This window comes from Hyella patelloides LEGE 07179 (assembly GCF_900659865.1).
GTDB lineage: Bacteria > Cyanobacteriota > Cyanobacteriia > Cyanobacteriales > Xenococcaceae > Hyella > Hyella patelloides.
In genome coordinates this window covers 18,240-37,579 of sequence record NZ_LR213776.1, presented here as the reverse complement: position 1 = coordinate 37,579, position 19,340 = coordinate 18,240, and the positions used below count along the sequence as shown (strand labels likewise).

The 19,340-nt window shown below is 34.5% G+C and carries 17 protein-coding genes; 1 reads left to right on the top strand and 16 read right to left on the bottom strand.

The window, feature by feature from the left end; all coding sequences use genetic code 11:
• Positions 1-4 precede the first annotated feature (4 nt).
• Complete coding sequence (locus H1P_RS03125) at positions 5-1,225, top strand: RNA-guided endonuclease InsQ/TnpB family protein (protein WP_144864055.1); 1,221 nt, start codon at positions 5-7, stop codon at positions 1,223-1,225.
• A gap of 295 nt (positions 1,226-1,520) precedes the next feature.
• Here the strand turns inward: H1P_RS03125 and H1P_RS03120 are convergent, their stop codons facing one another.
• The 16 genes from H1P_RS03120 to H1P_RS03045 form a co-directional block, all read right to left on the bottom strand.
• Complete coding sequence (locus H1P_RS03120; protein ID WP_144864053.1) at positions 1,521-2,714, bottom strand: glycosyltransferase; 1,194 nt, start codon at positions 2,712-2,714, stop codon at positions 1,521-1,523.
• An 84-nt stretch (positions 2,715-2,798) separates the two neighbouring features.
• Positions 2,799-3,929, bottom strand: coding sequence for a glycosyltransferase (locus H1P_RS03115; RefSeq protein WP_144864051.1), 1,131 nt, complete (start codon positions 3,927-3,929; stop codon positions 2,799-2,801).
• A complete protein-coding gene (locus H1P_RS03110; protein WP_144864049.1) occupies positions 3,922-5,211 on the bottom strand; it encodes a hypothetical protein in 1,290 nt (429 codons plus the stop codon). The genes H1P_RS03115 and H1P_RS03110 overlap by 8 nt, the downstream gene beginning before the upstream one ends.
• Positions 5,212-5,233: 22 nt before the next feature.
• Positions 5,234-6,460 carry a glycosyltransferase family 4 protein gene (locus H1P_RS03105; RefSeq protein WP_144864046.1) on the bottom strand — a complete coding sequence of 409 codons (1,227 nt, stop codon included), beginning with the start codon at positions 6,458-6,460 and terminating at the stop codon, positions 5,234-5,236.
• Between the two features lie 33 nt (positions 6,461-6,493).
• Positions 6,494-7,336 (bottom strand): sulfotransferase domain-containing protein, encoded by an 843-nt coding sequence (locus tag H1P_RS03100; RefSeq protein WP_144864044.1) that lies wholly within the window; start codon positions 7,334-7,336, stop codon positions 6,494-6,496.
• A 14-nt stretch (positions 7,337-7,350) separates the two neighbouring features.
• Entirely contained in the window at positions 7,351-8,490 is a 1,140-nt protein-coding gene (locus H1P_RS03095) for a glycosyltransferase family 4 protein (protein ID WP_144864042.1), read from the bottom strand.
• Positions 8,491-8,538: 48 nt separating this feature from the next.
• Positions 8,539-9,384 (bottom strand): FkbM family methyltransferase, encoded by an 846-nt coding sequence (locus H1P_RS03090; protein ID WP_144864040.1) that lies wholly within the window; start codon positions 9,382-9,384, stop codon positions 8,539-8,541.
• Between the two features lie 5 nt (positions 9,385-9,389).
• The gene (locus tag H1P_RS03085) at positions 9,390-10,346 is read right to left on the bottom strand and encodes a glycosyltransferase family 2 protein (RefSeq protein WP_144864039.1); all 957 of its coding nucleotides are present in this window, start codon (positions 10,344-10,346) and stop codon (positions 9,390-9,392) included.
• Positions 10,343-11,380 (bottom strand): glycosyltransferase family 2 protein, encoded by a 1,038-nt coding sequence (locus tag H1P_RS03080; RefSeq protein WP_144864037.1) that lies wholly within the window; start codon positions 11,378-11,380, stop codon positions 10,343-10,345. Before H1P_RS03080 ends, H1P_RS03085 begins: the two co-directional genes overlap by 4 nt.
• Before the next feature lie 43 nt (positions 11,381-11,423).
• Positions 11,424-12,635, bottom strand: a complete 1,212-nt coding sequence (locus tag H1P_RS03075) for a glycosyltransferase family protein (protein ID WP_144864035.1) — start codon at positions 12,633-12,635, stop codon at positions 11,424-11,426.
• 26 nt (positions 12,636-12,661) lie between these two features.
• Complete coding sequence (locus H1P_RS03070) at positions 12,662-13,597, bottom strand: glycosyltransferase family 2 protein (RefSeq protein WP_144864033.1); 936 nt, start codon at positions 13,595-13,597, stop codon at positions 12,662-12,664.
• Positions 13,598-13,663: 66 nt separating this feature from the next.
• Positions 13,664-14,884 (bottom strand): glycosyltransferase family 4 protein, encoded by a 1,221-nt coding sequence (locus H1P_RS03065; protein ID WP_144864031.1) that lies wholly within the window; start codon positions 14,882-14,884, stop codon positions 13,664-13,666.
• A gap of 45 nt (positions 14,885-14,929) precedes the next feature.
• On the bottom strand, positions 14,930-16,060 hold the full coding sequence (locus tag H1P_RS03060) for a glycosyltransferase family 2 protein (protein WP_144864030.1): 1,131 nt from the start codon (positions 16,058-16,060) through the stop codon (positions 14,930-14,932).
• A 43-nt stretch (positions 16,061-16,103) separates the two neighbouring features.
• Complete coding sequence (locus H1P_RS03055; protein WP_144864028.1) at positions 16,104-17,072, bottom strand: sulfotransferase domain-containing protein; 969 nt, start codon at positions 17,070-17,072, stop codon at positions 16,104-16,106.
• A gap of 101 nt (positions 17,073-17,173) precedes the next feature.
• Positions 17,174-18,136, bottom strand: a complete 963-nt coding sequence (locus tag H1P_RS03050) for a glycosyltransferase family 2 protein (RefSeq protein WP_144864026.1) — start codon at positions 18,134-18,136, stop codon at positions 17,174-17,176.
• A 20-nt stretch (positions 18,137-18,156) separates the two neighbouring features.
• Positions 18,157-19,317: a polysaccharide pyruvyl transferase family protein gene (locus H1P_RS03045; protein ID WP_144864024.1), complete on the bottom strand. Its 1,161-nt coding sequence runs from the start codon at positions 19,315-19,317 to the stop codon at positions 18,157-18,159.
• Positions 19,318-19,340: the final 23 nt, after the last annotated feature.

The window sequence follows — 19,340 nt, the reverse complement described above, 5'->3', positions numbered from 1 at the left end:
AAAAATGATTGTCTACGAGGCGAAACTAGAAGGAACAAAAGAACAGTATGGAAAGCTAGATGAGGCTATTCGTACTGGTCGCTTTGTTCGCAATTCTCTAATTCGAGCTTGGATAGATCGACAGGTAAAAAGCCGTAACGGTGCTTATAAATATTGCAAGGTGTTGGCAGACAATCGGTCGTTTCCTTGGGCGAAAAAGCTGAATTCAATGGCAAGACAAGCTCATGCCGAAAGAGCCTGGGCATCCATCGAACGTTTTTATCGCAATTGTCAAGCCAAAATTAAAGGAAAGAAAGGTTTTCCTAAGTTTGCCAAATATCAAGTACGAGCATCGGTAGAATACAAGACCAGTGGTTGGAAACTATCTGAATGCCGACGCTATTTGAAATTCACTGATGGTTTTAAAGCAGGTAATTTTCAGCTTTGGGGAACTCGCGATCTGCATTTTTATCAACTCAATCAAATCAAACGAGTTAGAGTAATTAGAAGATGTGATGGCTATTACGCCCAGTTTTTAATTGATGTAGACAGGAGGATAGATAAAGAGTTAACAGGAGTAGAACGAGATTTAGATGTGGGTTTGAACCATTTCTACACTGATAATTTCGGGGAAAAAATAGACAATCCTCGGTTTTTGAGAAAAGATGAACGCAAGCTCAAAAAGCTTCAACGTCGTCTATCTCGCACTCAAAAGAAAAGCCAAAACCGAGTTAAAGCCAGAAATAGATTAGGTAGAGCGCATTTATCGGTTTCACGCAGACGTAACGATTGGGTATGTAAGTTAGCCCAGCGCGTCATAAAATCTAGCGATTTATTAGCGATTGAAAACCTACAGGTGCGTAACATGGTTAAAAATCATCAATTAGCCAAGTCAATTAATGACGCTAGCTGGCGCAAGTTCCGAGAATGGTTAGAGTACTTTGGGGTAGTTTATGGAGTACCTGTGATTGCAATTAACCCAAGCTATACCAGTATTAATTGTTCTAATTGTGGCGAGCCAGTTATTAAAACCCTGAGTACCAGAACACACTGCTGTAATAGCTGTTCCTATATTGCTGACAGGGACGAAAACGCAGCTAGAAATATTCTTAAATCTAGCTTGAAACAACTATCAGATACCGTGGGGCGCACGGTAATCAACAACGCCTCTGGAGAGAATGACCTCTGTTCGGTCGTGGAAACACAACCCAATAAGTCGGCTCGTCGAAAGAGGAAATCGCTTTAGTGATGAAGTGAATCCTCTTCTCTTTTAGGGAGAGGAGAACGTCAAAGCAATTAAAGAAGTAGTGGCATCCCAAAATACTTATGAACTAATAGTCAACTACATTATTACTAATGTAAATGCAAGCTACACAATGACCTTATTTAGCTATAAATTTGAACCCCAGTCATTTGTTATTAATTATCAGTATATTTAAATTAGCTTTAAGCCATTAGCTATAAGTTAGAATCTGCTCTATTCCACTTATCTTTAGTGGAGGAGTTGAACCTGGAGCTTGGAGCTTAAAGCTGTTCGCTAGTTAATTACTACAGATACTTTCAAGGGCGTAGTTTTGGCGAGCTAAAATTTGTTGATAAACTCTGACTAACTTTTTAGCAGCAATATCCCAAGTATAATTATCAAAAATAAACTGACGGGCTTTCATTCCCATAGCTTTTGCTTCTTGAGGCTGTTGCAAGCAAGTAATTAAGGCTTCAGTAATAGATTCAGCATCGATATCTACTACGTGAGCTACTTTTGCTTCTGCTGCTTCAGGAAAATTGCAACCTGTGGTGATGATGCAGGGCAAACTTGAAGCCATTCCTTCTAAAACTGACATACTAAAGCCTTCAGAATAAGATGGAGCGACATAGATATCAGCAGCAGCTAGAGCAGCTAATTTTAAATCTCCTTTGAGCATTCCCGTAAAGGTAACTGCATCTTGACAACCTACATCCTGAAAGTATTGTGTTGCAGTAGGCATAAAATTAATACTATCTGGCCCTGCTACTATTAGATGAGCATTGGGAAACTTTTGATAAGCCTGAGCAAAAGCAGGAGCTAGTAAATCTAATCCTTTTTTGGGATCGATTCTTCCAAGAAATAAAATTAGTGTTTTATGGCGAGTGTGAGGAAATTGCTGATAAAAAATATCGGAATTGGGTAAAATTTGATAGTCTTGGCGATGAATCCCATTGGGAATAATAATAGTTTTTGATAAACCAAGATTCTGAACTCTTTCTGCTTCTGAACTTGCTAAGGTATGAATAGCATTAGCTTGTTTTAAAAGAGGTTTTTCTAGAAACTGATAATAGTAACGTTTTTTTCCTGCTTTATAGGATAATGCCCAAGGTTCTAGCATTCCGTGAAGAGTAGCTATATAAGGAATATTTTGCAGTTTACAAATTCCATGAACGACCGAAATTAAAGGTGAAAATATAGTATTAGTGTGAACTAAATCATAGTTAGTAACATTTTTATACAGCCATTTAATTAGTGATAAGCTAAAAATAAAATCACTACGATGCCAACAAGAAAAGTATTGTACTCGATAATTGATGTTATCGATCCAAGTATTCAAAGAAACATCTAATATATTCTTATCATTAGCATTTGTCGTAATTAAATCAATATTACAGTTAAAAGAGCCAAGTTCTTGAGCTATTTCTGTAACAACTTTTGATGTTCCACCATAGCTTTTTCCCAGATAAGGAGTTACGCATAAAATTTTCATATCTTGGATAACTTTTATTTTGAGTGATTCTTACTTTTTAAAATATTAGCTATTGTAAGTAAAGCGAATTAAGCAATAATTCAATTAGTGAGTAGTTGCATATTCAACAGCTTGCATTAAACCATTCGCAAAACGATCTGGGGAAAAATCTTGAATGTGTTTAAAAGCAGTATTTCCCATTTTTTGCTTATCAAAACTTTCCGCACTAATTTTTAACATTAAACTAGTTAATTGCTGAGAATTTTCAGGATCGAAACCAAAGCCATTAACTCCTTCAATAATTAAATCTTCAAAACAACCACAGCGATTGGATACCAACACAGGTAAACCAGCAGCCATTGCTTCATTAACCACTAATCCCCATTGTTCTGTGGTGCTGCCATGAACAAAACAACCAGCATGAGCAAAATAGGGTAGCATCTCTTCCTGTTGTAAAAACCCTGGTAAGTGAACTACTGTTTGTAAGTTTAATTCAGCAATTTGTTTCTCGATTTGCGGACGTAATTCTCCATCACCACAAAGCACTAAATCCCAAGCCTTATCTGCTACTTGTTGACGATACTTGGCGTAAGAATCAATGATAAAAGGAAGATTTTTTTTAGTTATAAAGCGATTAACTGTCAGAAAGAAAGGTCTATCTAAAGGCTTAGGCAAATGCTGTATTTCATCAGGAAGAAAAGTATCATTACCTACAATGTCATAGCCAACAAAAATAGCCTTTTCTGGCATTCCTAATTTCATTAAATAGCGTTTATGGGGTTTTCCTCCTACCAACGCAGACTTAAACTGCTTGACAATTAAGCGTTTAATTGTTTCTTTCCACCAAACTCGCTCAAAATCGCTTTCTGTAGTTTCGGAAAATAAAATCACAGGCTTATTACGCAATCGACACCAAAAAAGGGCGACCAACATTGAAGGATTAAAATAGCCAGAAATAGCTAATACTGTAGGGTCAACTTGCTTTAGAGTAGTTAATAATTGTTTAATTAAATGAATTAGCTTTGTTTCTTCTAGAGAAGAGTTTTTAATTACTGAGATAATTGGTAGCGTCAGATTTTCTAATTTAGTTTGCCAAGGATATCTTTTCTCAGAGCGAGATAATTCTATTCCTACAGCTTGCAAATTTTTAATTGATAGATAATTACTCAGACTCTCTAATCTGGCAATATGGTAAGGACCATAGTTAGAAAATAAAAGACCAATATTTTTATTCATGATAAGCTACTGATTTCTTGGGTATGGCTCTGTAAAAAGTTTTTTCTTGGGAAAAATGAACTGCCAAGCCGATAAAGATAAATTGAAATAATGCTTCTTGGAAAAATCTTTGCGTACCGTGAGTGATACAAACCATTGCTGGAGTAACTAATCCAATATAAAGTAACTTACTAAAAACACTTTGATAATAGTTGGCAGAAATCCAAAGATTTTTGAAAAGATAACCAATCCCAGCAAAAATCAAACTACCAAAATAATCAAATTCAGCAAATGCATCACCAATTCCTGTATTAGTACTGCCTGGAGTCACATAGTAGTCATAGAACCGTTTAAAATGCCCTAAACCCCATCTCAGTTGCAGTGCATCTTTAAGTTCATGACCAAAGATTTGACCAGGAAAAAATTGGAAGATTATTGCATCCCAATAACCAGTACCATAGCCATATCTTCCTGTTTGTGATGTTGCTTTCATTAAAACTGCTGCATTTCTCAGTTCTAATACTTTCCCCTGAGTTATAAATTCTAAAGAATCTTGAGAAGATGTTTGTAATTGTTCCCAATCTTGAACAGTAATATCTTGAAAAGCATCACGGTTATAGCCCAAAAAGGGAATAAGAAAAGTAATAGCAACGATAGCCAGAAGGAAAAACCATCTAGGTGGAATGGAGCGTCTGACAAACCAAAAAGAAAGACCGATAATAATCAGAAATACCATAGTTGGTTGCCTTCTACCACCAATAACAATACTCCTTATGGGATAATAAGCAGCAATAGCAGTGAAAACAAAGTTCTGCATACTAGGTCTTTTAAGTAATTCCATCAAAAAAATTGCTAATGCGATATAGGTAAGCCGACCAAAAAATACTAAGATCGTCGCTTTACCAGTCCAACCGTTACTATGTCCATCGGTTTCAATAGCAACGAATCTAATTGCTGCATTACAGATTGTTCCTATTACCAGTAAACCAATTCCTGCTTTAAATAGCTTTTGCTCATTAACTTTAACATTCAAATAATTGATTACATTATTATTTGGGGAAAGCTGATAACCGATTAAGCACATTAATGCACAAAGAAAACACATTAAAAATACTCTTGCTAATCCATTAGTATCGACTGCTTCGGGATTATTGTATAAAGCAAATCCTTGAGGAATGAGAAAAGAAATAAAGATACTACCCGTCAAAAATGGATATTGGTAAGCTCTTTCTAAATAGACTAAGCCCCAAAGAATTAAAAATGCACAGGCAATAATAAATAAGCCAAAATAGAGTTCTACCATTTGTAGTTTAAAAGTGTAATTTTTAGGTTATGTGTTGTATTTTTATCTTTAATTCTGATAAATCAAAATCAGTAACTCTAGATAAAGATTTACCAGCAAAAATATTAAGTATTTCAGGATTATGTAAACATCTTTGAAGCGATTTAGCAATGCTTTCTCCTGTTAGTTCTGGTAAAATTAGACCGTTCACTTCGTCTTTAACTACCTCCCCGCAAAATTTAGAAGCAATAATGGGTAATCCCCAAGCTTGAGCTTCTAACTGAGTTAAACCAAAGCCATCTGATAGAGTAGGAAATAAAAAAATATCTGCTTGTTGATAGTAATGGGCGGTTTGGCTACGAGAAACTTTACCGAAAAGTTTTACCCGACCATTATTCGTAATATGGTTCGGTAAATTTACTCCTACAGAACCAACAAGCCAAAATTCTATTGATTCTTTTGCTAATAATTCAATTGCTTGAACAATTTGAGCAATACCTTTACGTAAAATAATTTGACCTAAAAATAACACTTTCAAAGGTCGTTTGCTATTAAAGCTTTTGGGATAGGTTCTCACAAACTCAGAAGCTGCTTTGGCGGGAGCATAAGCTAAAGGAATGACTTTAATTTTATCCTGAGAAATTCCAACTTTTTGTAATGCTTGTTCTGACCACTGAGAATTAACAACTATAGTATCAGCGAGGTCACATTCTTGCTGCCAATTTTTCCAATATTGAGATGGTGCTGGCTGCCAATTGTTACTATATTGAGGATATTTATAACATTCTTGTTTGACTATTTTTTCTTCATATATTCCTGGGTCTATTTGTCCTAAGATAGTTCGCCAACCTCTTTTCTTTGCCCAACGAAAAATTTCTAAAGCAGTATAGCTATAAGAGAAAATAGTGATATCTTGGAAATACTTATATTCAAGCTTTCGTAAAAAATTTAAACACTGTTCTTGAAATAACTGATTGCGAGAAATAATTTTATTCCAGCCTGATTTTCTCCTAATTTTTTGCTGGATTTCAAACCAAAATAAATTGTTGTTAAAAGAAGATATGGATGCTGTTGCTAATTCATGATGAAATCTTTCTCTTAAACTAGTACAAAATTTATGAGGTAGTAAATTCAAAGGAGAATTGGGGATAATCCAGGTATCAGTAATGAAATGAGATAATATTTTTTGTTCATTTAATACTCTGGGAATTGAGTAATGTTCTCTTGAGCCTAACTGAAAACAAAGCCATTCTGATTTGTCTGTACGCATAAGAGGTATTCAATTATATTTTTAACTAAAATGCTAATAACTTAAATTTAAAATTTCCTTTTTACTTACCCAATAATCTGATTTTTCATATCCTAAATCGATTAATATATTACCAGCTTCTTGATGAAATAATTTTCTGTCTTCTTCAGTAAAAACTTCTTGCCATTTTTGAACTTTTTGATTTTTATAATATCCAATAATTGCCGTACTTTCAGAATAAAAATTTGTCATTCTTGCCCAACGGCTATGCCATATATTACTAAACCTTTGAGGTAGTAATGGCTCTTGATATAAAGGAAGTAATTTTAAATCCTGACCAATTTTAGTAATAATTGAATTCGGATTTTTGATAATATCTTCAAAACGTAGCAATTTGATATTAGAGAGATCTGACCATGCTTGAATATGTTTTGCCCAATTTTCGATCCGACTACAGCCATGTTCTTGTTGACGGATAAATTCACTAAAAGAACATCGAGTTTTGGGTTCGTAACTTTGCATAAATAAATGAAGAGAACAAAGAACAGCACGACCATCTCGACAAATATAGTAAGTCTCTGCTTCTTGTTGTAACCAAGAAACCCAATGTTCTTTTTGTTGCTTTAATAAGTAAGTAAATTGAGGGTCTGAATGAGTTTTTATAATTGGTTTTTTGGCTCTAGATAATATATTGAGAGCAGTTTTTTCTGGTAAAGGCTTATTCACAGAAGCAAAAGACTCCAAAGCAAAATAAAGCCTATCTAGTGGTTCTCCTGGCTTTTTATAAGACTTACATTCTGCAAACTGCTTTCGTAATAAATCAATGGTTAAGTGTGTACCAGAACGAGGATGACTGGCAATTACAATAGGTTTACCTATATCTTGAAACTTTGTCATAATTTAAATATCTACTAAAAATAAGCTGGTGTTTTGAGGCAATGATTAAACATATTTCTATAAGCAGGAATTAAAGCTTCCCAGCTAAAAGTATTTTTCACATACTCTCGGCGTTTAATCATTGATTCAGCAGATTGTGGTTGCTTGATTAGTTCTGCTAAAGTTTGAGTTAAAGTTCCAGATTGAGAAAGGTCTTGAAAAATTCCTTGTTCTTTGAGAACGTAACGCATTACAGGATGATCGTTAACTATAGAAGGTAAACCGTTAATTAATGCTTCAAGATAGACTCGACCAAAACCTTCTTTTAAAGAACCGAGAACAAAAACATCTGCTGCTTGATAATATTCTTGAACTTGTTCGTAAGGAACTGAAAGTGCGGTAAAGTTGGCTTTTCCTAGTTTTTGTTCTGCTAGCTGCACTATGGGAATACTATTTTCATCCATGTGTCCTAGCATTACTAAGTAAGGTCTGGGTTGTGGTAGCGCAGCAACTTCTGACACTACGTAATCCATTCGTTTGTGTTGAGAACTAATCCAACCAACACTTAAAACTATGGGTCGATTTAGTGGTAGCTGGAGCTTTTGTCGGATTTTGGTTTTGATTGCGGTATCGTATACAGGATTTCCTGGGGGTAGGTTAATGCCATAAGGAACTAATGAATGTTTTTCTGGTGCTTCCCCAGATTTAAGAGCTAAATCTCGATAAAATGGCGCAACTTGCTGTACGTGGTCGGTACGAGAAAAAGGAGGAAAACAAGGACCGCCATTAGAAAAGACTAATTTATAGGGAACACCTATGAGATTTCGCCAATGATAAAGCTGATAACCTAAATTTGCTTCGCTATAAAAAATAACGTCTGGTCGATCTTGGATAATTTTTCCGACAAGAGGTAGAAAAGAAGATAGCTGTTCGACCACATAGCCATTACGCTTAATTAACTTTCCTAAAAAATCAGCTAGTTGGCTATTTCGAGAGAGATTACAGAGGCGATATTCACAATCTTTTTCTGCTCCTGCTCCTTTAAAAAGCTTAATATCCAAACCATCAGCACCTTTCAAACCATCAAAACATTCTCTAGCAAAAGTTTCGATACCCCTATTAATTACTCCTACTCCAGTGCAAACTAGATGTACTTTGATTAGTTTTTTTTTCATGATAAAGCTTGATTCTTTTTCAATAAAATGCCGTTGTTTCAATTTACTTTAATTGGAAAATTGAGGAACTAAAAGAACATTTTCTAATTTAAAATCTTGTGCTGTTGCCATGTCTATTTTTGAGCCAATGTTTCCATCGTCAGTTACTTGCCGACATTCGTAACCTACATTCTCAATAAAGTCAAATAATTTATTCATGTTCAATCCCATATCAGTAATAGCGTGGGGAATAACTTCGATTAATAAAGCAGCTATCTTTTTACTTTGAAGCATATTTTTTGCTCCTTCTAAAACTAAAAGTTCTGCGCCTTCCACATCAATCTTGACAAAACTCAATTCGGTAATATTTTTCTGATCGCAATAAGAATCAAGAGTAATTGTGGGAACAGAAAGAGTATTATTAGCTGTTTGATTGGCAGGACTTAATTTATTTTGAGAAGGATTATGCTCGTTAGCAATAAAGTTGAACGATCCAGATTGATTAGAAAGAGCAATATTTTCGCAAACTACATTGTCTAATTTATTATCTTTGATGTTAGATTGTAAAATTTCAAAAGTTGAAGTAACTGGTTCAAAAGAGTAAATAGAAGCTTCGGGATATGTGTAGGACATCATACAACTAAATACCCCTACATTCGCTCCAATATCAAAAGCAATTTTTTCGGGTTCTAAGAATTTTTCAATTAGCTTTTGTTCTCTTTCCAAAGTCATTTTATAAATATTGTTGGTCACTGACCAAAATTCTGTAAAGTGGCGTAAATGTCCTACACTACCGCCATAGGGTATATTAATTTTAGGCTCGGAACCAATCATTTTATGAAAAACCCATTTCTGATAAGATTTCAACATATTGGAATTGGAAATAACAGTTTTGGCGTTGGTTAATAGTTTCATGATTTTTATCCTATTTGTAGTTCTTTGATTAGAGTTTGATTGACCGCTTCAGATATGGGTTGAGGTCGAGCATCATCGGGAAAAGAAGGACGCTGACGGTCGAGCATCGGCAGACAAAAAGAATGAACTAATCTCTGTACGATACGAATATGAGGCGGTTTTAAGTGATTGGTATTGTTGATTACTGGTAGCTCTGTATTTGTTTCCCAGTACTGGAGTTGCGGGTCGTTACTATCAACGATAAATTTTTGCCAATCTCCCTGTGACCAGTGATGTTGTTCTGGTTGAGTCCAATTGCTGCGGTTGGTTTTATCTGCCATCATAATGGCTCGTAGACGACAGCGACGTTCTAGCTGTAAGGGGTCGCGATTAGGGTAATGACGAATCGGCAATCTTTTTTGAGCAACAAACCCTGCATTGACGGGAAAAGAGCAGTTGATTGGCCATTGCATAGTACTGCGATAGCGACACATACGAGGCTCACTATAAACACTAGGGATAAAGTAGCGACGGCGTTCTGCTATCGGTTTTTGACGGTCTTTAATAGTTTCTGCTCCTCTTTCCCAAGCTGCTACTTCTTCGGTTGTCAAGCAAAAATCATAGTATTGGTGATAGACAATTGTTTCATGGGGACGAAGTTGAGTTTTGATAAATTCTGGTGGTGGTACGTGATGAAATTCATCAGCATCTACCCTTAAAAACCAATCTCCATGTTCCATATACTGACGAGCGTAGTGAAACATATAGCCTCTTAGCTTGGTTTCACAGTAATAAACAGGTTCTTTACAAATGGTTATAACTCGACTGTCATTAGAGGCAATTTCTCGAACAATTTCCCAAGTGTTGTCTACACTACCTGTATCGAAAACGTAGATAGCATTGCACCAGGTAAGGAGATGTTCTAGACATTGTCTAATAATATCTGCTTCGTCGCGGACTGGAAGTAAGGCGTGAAATTTCATTTAATAGTCCTCCTCATTACTAAAGCTTTGTTGATAGAGTTTAAAAGAAATTTATTGGGTAATATTTGACACAAGTAAGTAATAAACCAAACTAAATTTTTAGAGGAGGGTAATTCCAACGCTTTTCGCAAACATCGATCTCGCTCTTGGTAATAATTAGCCTGATGAAATTCTAAAGCTCTAGTTAAATACAGACGTACAAAACGAGAACCCAATTTTGTGTCTAAATAGTTTAATTGACGAGCCAAATTAAGAATATAATCGTAAGCTAACTCTGCGCTATGAGTGTACTTATAGTCAAATTTTGAAACGCTAATACGGTGGTTTTGATGATCTCGAAATAAAGAACCAACCCGATTATCGTATAATGATTGATACTTATAAAGTTTGATTCTTGCCCCATATTCCCAATCTTGACTGCCACTTAAATTTTCTAACCAAGGGCCAATCTCTTTAACAACACTTCTGCGATAAAGTGGGGCGGAAGTGTGCCATAAATAATCAATAACATCATTGTGCCATTGGGAACTATTTTTCCCACAAAAATGGTGAGGAATCGGCTTTAAATCTCGATCTGTTTCTTGGGTCAAAAAATAGACCAGAGAACAACTGTTTATTTTTAACTGGTCTACTCCCCATTCTATTTTCTGACTGATGAGAATATCGTCTGAATCTAAAAACTGAATATACTCTCCTTGTGATTCAATTAGTCCTAAATTTCTAGCAGCTTGCGCTCCTTTTTGCTTTTGAAATAAATAACGAATTGTGATTTCTCGATCTTGCTCTGTTTGTGATTTAAATCGATCAATCACCGATCTAGTATTATCAGTCGAGCCATCATCAATAATCAATAATTCTAGAGGTCTATAGGTCTGATTTCTAACAGATTGAATCGCATCTTGAATTAATTCTTCTCGATTATAAGTTGGGATAATAACGGATACTAATTTCTCTTTATATTTGTCACTCATCCAGCGATTATGACAGGTTTTAGGAATTAATTTAGTTTGATTCTTTTTAATTGTGTTAATCATAGCTAATCAAAAATACGCACTTAATATCAATCAAGAAAATTGTTTACGAAATAGAAGCATACTGCTTGATCGCACGACAAGAAAGATTTTGCTTAATTATTGTCTCAAAGGTTTTAGCTGCCTGAGATAAACTACAGTATTGTTGATACCAATTATGTATTTCTTTGCTCCATAAATCAAAATTGAATTGAGAATTAATTTGTAAGCTATTGTTTTGCATATAAATAAAACCTGGATAATTCAAATAATTAAGAGCAGTTTCTATTCCTTGATTGCCCATCACAGAAATTACTCCATGAGCGGAAGCATTGGCGAAAACTCCTGATTTGAAAATTAGACCTGGGTTTTTTGCTTGAGGAGTATTAAAGTAATATTGATAGCAAAATTGAGCTTGAGCAAAAAATTTACTTACTTCTTTATTAGAAAGATTGGGATGGTAATCTACATTAATAATTGATTTTTTTAATTGTTTTACTAGCTCAATAATACTAGGGTTGTAACTACCTCCAATAATGTTAACTTGATTAATTGGTAATTGTTTTTTGATTATTGGTAGGTGTTGAATAAAATTAATTGTATTACGCTTTAAGTTATCTGTAGAGCCAAAAAGTACCCAATGACCCAATCTTTTAGTTTTTAGTTGTTCCCATGATGGCTCTTTAATATTAGAAAAAACGGGGATAAGATTGATATTTACTGAAGGATATAGCTGTTTTATTTGTTGTTCGACTACTGGATTGCTACAAACTACTGTATCAGATAATTTAAGTAGCGATCGCATATAATAATTTTGTAACGGTCTTAGTAAATAGTCTCTTTGTTGTAAAATTGATGGATAAAGAAACTCATGAAAATTTGTAATTATTTGGGTATTTGGATGTTTTATTTTGATTTTTTTAATGGCTTTTGCTAACTGAAAAGACAACCCATATCTTCTGTAAAATTTGTCGTCAATAAAGCGATCGTAAATACCTCGCTCGAAGTGCAAAATAATAGTATTATTTTCTGCTGCTTTTAACTCGGTTAATCTACTTACAGCTACTTCCAAAGAGTTTGCTAGTTGAGATAAGTAATAAGTTGTAAAATCAGAGCCATTGTCTAAAGATGATTTCTTTTGTTTATCTATTAATATAAAAGAAGTCGATACATCGTACTGAGACTGTAATTGTTGAGCTAAATTATGAGCATAATGACCAATACCATTAAGGTGAGGAGGAAGATATTCTGTAATCTGAATTAAGTTAATATTTTTCATGTTATTACTTCTATAAATACCTTTCATTAATTATGGAATTTCCGATAAATAGGCATTAGAAAATATTTCACAAGAGGGTTTTTCTGAATACGTTTTTTTAACAATAAATAGTGAGTAAGCATATCCATCAAATCGAATAACTCTTTTTTGGCAATTTCTTCTCCTCCATACTCAGCAAGTAATAAAATTGTTTCTGCTCGACTATATTGTCCTTGACCAATAGTTTTACTACCTTGATGAACTAAAGCATGGGAAAGACTTTGATTTATTGGAGCAAATTTGTATTTTTTACTAATATCAAGCCATAACTTTACGTCCATACAATAATTACGCTCTACATCTAAAGGCCCGCATTCTTGCCAAGCTTTTTTTGTAAAAAAACAGGATGGTTGGGAAAAATTAGAATAGTCCATCCAATCTAAAAAGGCAGTAAAGTTTAGTTCGGGAGATTGGATTGTCTTTGAAATTTTTCCTTTTATATCTACACCATGTCCAATACCAACAATCGCTCCAATATTTTCTTGCCATTGATAAGAACCAGCCGTTTCTAAGGCTTGAGGAAGATAATAATCATCGCTATTTAACCAAGCTAAAATTTGTCCGCTAGTGCGACTAAATCCTTTGTTAATCGCATCACTTTGCCCTTTATCTGGTTCGCTTACCCAATAGTCAAGCCAAGGTTCGTATTTACGAATAATCTCTACAGTTCGATCTGTAGAACCACCATCAAGAATAATGTATTCGAGGTTGGGATAGCCCTGAAGCAAAATAGATCGAATTGTTTTTTCAATAAATTCTCCTTGATTGTAGCTAGGAGTCACAATACTAATACGGGGCCAATCAGAGCCATTAGGCATCTTAGCGGGTAATGGTTTGCTTTGCTCTGTCCAGGGCCATCCTGTTTTTCCTGGTGGTGTTGCAGGTAAGTCTTGGAGAGTAGGAATATTAGAAACAAGTAACATGATTAAATAAGTACTGAGTGTTAAAACTAAAAAATAATGAGTAGTTGTTATATTTTCGATCGCTTTTTAATTGTGCAACGCCTGACGATATAGGTTGACATAACGTTGTACTTGAATTTCGATTCCATATTCTGCAAGTGCGATCGCTCGACAATTTTGGCTCATTTGTTGACGTAACTCGTCATCTTCTAAAAGCTGCACGATACCTCGACTTAAATCTTCAGTGTCTTCTGGAGTGGCTAAATAACCAGTAACGTTATGACGGACTAAATCGGGAACACCACCAACTTTGAAAGAAACCATCGGCGTACCGCAAGCCATACTTTCTTGTAAAACTAGGGGTAAGTTATCCGCACGAGTGGGAAACACGAATAAATCCGCAGCCGAATATGCCACCGATTTTAAGCGATCTCTTTCTAAATAACCTAAATTAATTGCTTTGATGCCTACAGTTTGAGTAATCTGATTACTACTACTACCCATTGTCAACAGCACGATTTCAGCTTTTAAAGATTGTGGTAATGCTTGTAAAGCTTTTAAGAGTAGATCTCCTCCTTTACGAGAGTCGCTTAGACTTTGCGCTCCAAACATCAAGACTTTGCTATGGGGGGGAATATCTAGTATTTTGCGACATAATTCACGCTCTAACGGTTGATATGCTTCAGTATCAATCCCATTGGGAATATGATGAATCTGAAAGCGATTGAGTAAACTTTGTTTGACCTGTTGGGTCAACCATTGACTGAGGGTGACAACAATCAAGTTAGAGCGACTGTAAACCCAATTTTTGAGCTTCCATTCAATCTGTGTGTTATCTCTTTGGACGTTGGGATAACTATCTAGATAAGTACATTGCCCACAACCACTTTTCCAGCGATCGCAATCATAACTATAAGCACAATGACCAGTAAAACTCCACATATCGTGGAGGGTAAACACAGCAGGTTTATTTTTGGTCAGATTGGGAATTGTTAGATAGTTAAAATAACCAGTGTGTAAATTGTGAAAATTTAAAACATCGGCTTCTTGGTAAAACTGGTGTTTGGGTATATCGAAGCTGCTAATCAGGTTGAGGTTGTTCAGTCCTAAATAACGAGATAAGCGAAACAGACGATTTTCTAGACGATGTTTGCGTTGAACTGTGGCTACGCGATCGCTCTTAGTTTGAGCTTGACCTACCAATAGTCGAGAATCGAGCTTCCGATCTAATAAGCCTTGGTGCAAGCGATAACCTGCAATACCTGCTCCTCCTGAAATATCTGATTGATTAATATGTAGAATTTTCATGTTTGGGACTACTCCGTAATCCAATAGCAAGTTAATTAGAATAAATTAATTAGAAAATAGAGGTTTTTGCTGTTTTTGCTGCTTAATTCGCCACAGTCGATGGAAAAAGTTGGGTAGATAAGGTTTGGTTGAACTTCTGAAAACTATCGACCAAGAAATTGGCATTTGTAACTGTCGCCAGCCAACCCAAAGCAAATAAAGCCCTGTAGATGTTTGTCGAATACGCAAACAATAAAGGACTAATTCATATAGTCGGGATCCCCAAATTTTCGCCCCTGCTGGATGGTTTGCCAATAAATCCCAAAATGGCTGAAGCTGCCTAATATCCTGCCATCGGAGTAACTCTGATTTTCCGCGATCGCTATACCAGCATTTTTGATAAGATTGAGGGTCTATTAATCCTAAATATGCCCACCAAAATCGCTCGTAAGCTAGCTTATCTATATTTAAAGCAGTTTTTGGTAAACTTTCCTGGACTGCTCTGAGGGAGATTTTTTGAGCGCATTCAAGCTGTTGCTGGCGTTTGAGTTTGCTAATAGCAGAGACATTATCTTGGCGGTACTGTAATAAAATATCTGGTAAATTTGCCAAGCGAGAGTGACGACTGATGCGCCACCAAAGATCGTAATCTTCGGCGTGAAGCATATTTTCGTTATATCCTGCTAACTCTTGTAATAGGTGACGACGCATCATCATTGATGAATGCCACAAACAGTTATTAACTAATAGTAGAGCTTCTATAGAGTCGTGGTCTGTAGCTACTTCTAATTGTCTTAAAACTAAACTTTCGCGATCGATAAATTCTATAGAAGAGCCTAATGCACCTACTTCTGGATGAGCATCTAAGAAATCTACTTGTAGTTGCAGACGATTTGGTAAAGACACATCATCTGCATCTTGACGAGCAATATATTTTCCTTTAACAGTCGCTAATCCCTTATTTAAAGATTTTTCTAAACCAAGATTTTCTGCGTTACTAATGAGAACAATTCGAGAATCTTGTTTACTATATTTTGTAAGAATTTGCCAACTGCTGTCTGTTGAACCATCATCAACAATTACAAACTCAAAGTCTGGGAAAGTTTGTTGTAGAATACTGTCTACAGCTTCTTGTAGGTAAGCTTCCCCATTATAGACACACATTAAAATACTGACTTTCGGTTTTGGTCTATTCATATTATTTTCTTGAACTACATAAAAAACAAGACTCACCCAAAAATTAACTAGCCATTAATATCTTTAAATTTTGGCTTTCAGGTATTGAATTATGTGAATATATTTGCTCTAAACCAAATATACTTAGTATTTCCATAGCTTTTTTGATTTGTCTTTCAGTAATATTTTTTTTCCAACTATCTGTTAAATTTTCCCCTGTAATTATCGAACTTGATCGCCGACTAAGCTGCGATGGTATTCTAAAGTTATGTGTAAGATATTTGTTATCCTTATCTCCTAAAAAAGAAAAGATTTTTTTGAGTTCTAACTCTGGTTCTGTACAAAGTTTTTCATAAAAAACTATACAAAGTTTTTTCTTTTCAAATTGTTTGAGAGGAACATAGTTTTCTATACACCAAGCTAATATTATTTTTTCAAAAGCATCTCCTTGGTTGTTAATTGCTTTAATTGTGTCGATAAAAGGATGCAAGAAATCTTGTATTAATTGTTCTTGAATTAAATATTTATTGATACTTGTCTTCCAATTAAGTTGAATTTTTGAATTTGCTACAGCACAAGGATGTCTGAGTAATAAAATAATTGGCATACTGGGTAATTTATGATTTATCCACCCTAAAAGCAGATTAATCCGAATCACTTTAATTAATCTTCGATCAGTAATAAACTTTTGATTAAACCGATCGCACCATTTATTCCTTAGTTTACCCGAACATATAAATTTAACAACTTTTAATAATTCTTTGTCTTCTGCGTCATGTCTGAGATATTTCCCATTACCAAAATCTAAAGATTTAAAAACATCAACTTCTTCCAAGCAAAAAGGTTCAAAAATATAACGATACTTGTTTTGGTAATTAATAATATTGGAAACCCAAGTAGTTCCACTTCTTCCACATCCAGCTAAAAGAATTGTGTTTTCAGATGACAAATCATAGTCTATGTAATATTTAGTCCATAACTGAGTCTGAAGCTGTTGATTAAATTGGTGGATTTTTCTGGTAATGGCTGTCATCTTAAATACCGCATATTATTTTAGCTATAAAGAACAGGATATAAACTTAGAAATTGATTAATAATCTGCGACACTTTAGTCTATTTCGTTAGTAAAAATCTTCAAGAAGACAATACTCTTCTCATAAAATTTAATTTGCGTAATGTTTTTAATTTTTTCAACCACAATCGAGCAGTAATTCTGGTAAATTGTTTACCAGAAATTAATTTGTGTACTAATCCCTGGCAAAATATTTTTTGACAATATAATTTTCTCGTTCCGTCTTGGATTAAAAATGGAACTACTTTATCCAGTAAAAAAGCTGTAGCAGCCTTAGATGAAACATAAGTTCGACAGTCTGTCATAAAGCTTTCTGACAGTCGATAGTCAACTTTTCTCCCAACGTGTTCTAATTTAGGATCGCCATTCCAAATAGTAAGAGGCTGTTGAATAAAGGAAAATATTGCTCCTCTAGCTTCTAGTCTTAGACAAAAATCCCAATCTTGATGCTTTCTCAAGCTTGCTCGAAAACGAGTTCCTAAAGCGAGAGAACGGTGTAGTATTAAAGTGCTAGTTAATGCTTTTCCCTCATGACAAAATAAATAATCTCCCAGAGATTCTGTTAATTCTTTCCCCCTTTTAGGAACAAAAAAGCGATTATCAAACGCTGTATAAGTAGACTCCGAAATTCCCGATGCACTATAAAATGCTTGAGTATAACTCACTACTCTTTGGGGATTATCAGATTGGAGAATCGAAGCAAGTTGTAACTCTAGCTTATTAGCAACCCAAACGTCATCAGAATCTAAAAAGGCTATATATTCACCTTTGGCTGCATCAATACCTGTATTACGTGCTGCTGCACCTCCCTGGTTAGTTGAGTGGCTAAGATAGCGAATTCTAGGATCGTTAATACTGTTAATTACTGTTTCAGTATTGTCTGTAGAGCGATCATCAACAACAATAATTTCTAAATTTTGATACGATTGTCTAAGTACACTATTAAGAGTCTGACAGATTAAATCAGCGCGATTATAGGTTGGGATGATGACACTTACAAGTGGTTTATCTGATAATACATTCATTGTTTGTGTTTGCCTAAACCTTAATTTTTTGTACTGGTTCCTATCGTACTTAGTGGTGCAGTTTTATATTGATTCCCATTTAAAGCATCAGATAGATAAGTCTTTGATTTTGATATTTCAGTTTCTAATTTTTTGCCAATAATATCGTAATTAATTTCTTTTAATTGCTGCTCAAACAAGTTAGATTGAATATTACTTACAAATCTATTGCTTAAGCCCAAATCATTTAATAAATCACCAGTTTTGTTTAATTTGCTTTTTCTGGCAAGAGTTGTAAATTGCTTGTTAAATTTTATAGAGAAAATAGTTCCATGGTAAAAATTAGTAATTACATAAGAAGCATGATTAAAATAACTCAACCAATCAGTAGGACTAAGATTAACTATGGTTTTATTTGCTATATAACAAGGCTCTCCAATTGAAATAATAGTTAAATTTCTTTTTTTTGCAAGAAACTGAATAAACTCAATTTCTTGAGAATTCATGATTTTTTCTATATACAACAAAAGATACTCTTTATTAATAGGATTTTTTCTTAAATTAAAAACCTTTTGGTAATTAACAAGAAATGTAGGATCGAGAACTTTAACTGCTGAAATACCACAATTTTGCCTAATTAAATTCAAACTATTGCTATCTCGTACAGAAACATTATCAAAATCCCTAATTAACTTACTAATATATTCACAATGTTCTTCAAAACTATCTGCTGGACCCAAACTAGCTGCGTAGCTTAACTTGCGACAATTATTATTAACAAAGTCCAAAAAATAAGAAGTGTCAAATCCTCTGATGGAATTAATACACCAAATTTGATCGCTTCCACAGACTATAGCATCATAGTTTTTTGTTGATTCTAGAAAAGATTTTAATTGTTCTTTATTGATAAATTTTTTCTCACTTAAATTCAATTCAGATATCAAGAAAAGCCTCATCTTAATATATTTTGCCAAACCAGGAAAAAAATATTTCAGCAAAAGTTTCAACCAGGGTAAAAAATCAAAATTCCAACTAATAGGATTAATAATTCGTTCCCGATAGTATTGAGTAGCTGAAGCTGGTCTATAATCAATTATTTCAACCTTATGCCCTTGATTTTTAATTGCTTTCCACAATCCATAAGTCTGTAATGTTGCACCAAAGTTGGTAGTATGATGAAAAGTGATAATTCCTACTTTCATTTTCTTTATTCCTTGTTGAAAGA

Excerpts from the sequence above, each read along its gene's own strand:
- H1P_RS03125 (WP_144864055.1), top strand. The coding sequence starts at position 5 with ATGATTGTCTACGAGGCGAAACTAGAAGGAACAAAAGAACAGTATGGA.
- H1P_RS03120 (WP_144864053.1), bottom strand. The coding sequence starts at position 2,714 with ATGAAAATTTTATGCGTAACTCCTTATCTGGGAAAAAGCTATGGTGGA.
- H1P_RS03115 (WP_144864051.1), bottom strand. The coding sequence starts at position 3,929 with ATGAATAAAAATATTGGTCTTTTATTTTCTAACTATGGTCCTTACCAT.
- H1P_RS03110 (WP_144864049.1), bottom strand. The coding sequence starts at position 5,211 with ATGGTAGAACTCTATTTTGGCTTATTTATTATTGCCTGTGCATTTTTA.
- H1P_RS03105 (WP_144864046.1), bottom strand. The coding sequence starts at position 6,460 with ATGCGTACAGACAAATCAGAATGGCTTTGTTTTCAGTTAGGCTCAAGA.
- H1P_RS03100 (WP_144864044.1), bottom strand. The coding sequence starts at position 7,336 with ATGACAAAGTTTCAAGATATAGGTAAACCTATTGTAATTGCCAGTCAT.
- H1P_RS03095 (WP_144864042.1), bottom strand. The coding sequence starts at position 8,490 with ATGAAAAAAAAACTAATCAAAGTACATCTAGTTTGCACTGGAGTAGGA.
- H1P_RS03090 (WP_144864040.1), bottom strand. The coding sequence starts at position 9,384 with ATGAAACTATTAACCAACGCCAAAACTGTTATTTCCAATTCCAATATG.
- H1P_RS03085 (WP_144864039.1), bottom strand. The coding sequence starts at position 10,346 with ATGAAATTTCACGCCTTACTTCCAGTCCGCGACGAAGCAGATATTATT.
- H1P_RS03080 (WP_144864037.1), bottom strand. The coding sequence starts at position 11,380 with ATGATTAACACAATTAAAAAGAATCAAACTAAATTAATTCCTAAAACC.
- H1P_RS03075 (WP_144864035.1), bottom strand. The coding sequence starts at position 12,635 with ATGAAAAATATTAACTTAATTCAGATTACAGAATATCTTCCTCCTCAC.
- H1P_RS03070 (WP_144864033.1), bottom strand. The coding sequence starts at position 13,597 with ATGTTACTTGTTTCTAATATTCCTACTCTCCAAGACTTACCTGCAACA.
- H1P_RS03065 (WP_144864031.1), bottom strand. The coding sequence starts at position 14,884 with ATGAAAATTCTACATATTAATCAATCAGATATTTCAGGAGGAGCAGGT.
- H1P_RS03060 (WP_144864030.1), bottom strand. The coding sequence starts at position 16,060 with ATGAATAGACCAAAACCGAAAGTCAGTATTTTAATGTGTGTCTATAAT.
- H1P_RS03055 (WP_144864028.1), bottom strand. The coding sequence starts at position 17,072 with ATGACAGCCATTACCAGAAAAATCCACCAATTTAATCAACAGCTTCAG.
- H1P_RS03050 (WP_144864026.1), bottom strand. The coding sequence starts at position 18,136 with ATGAATGTATTATCAGATAAACCACTTGTAAGTGTCATCATCCCAACC.
- H1P_RS03045 (WP_144864024.1), bottom strand. The coding sequence starts at position 19,317 with ATGAAAGTAGGAATTATCACTTTTCATCATACTACCAACTTTGGTGCA.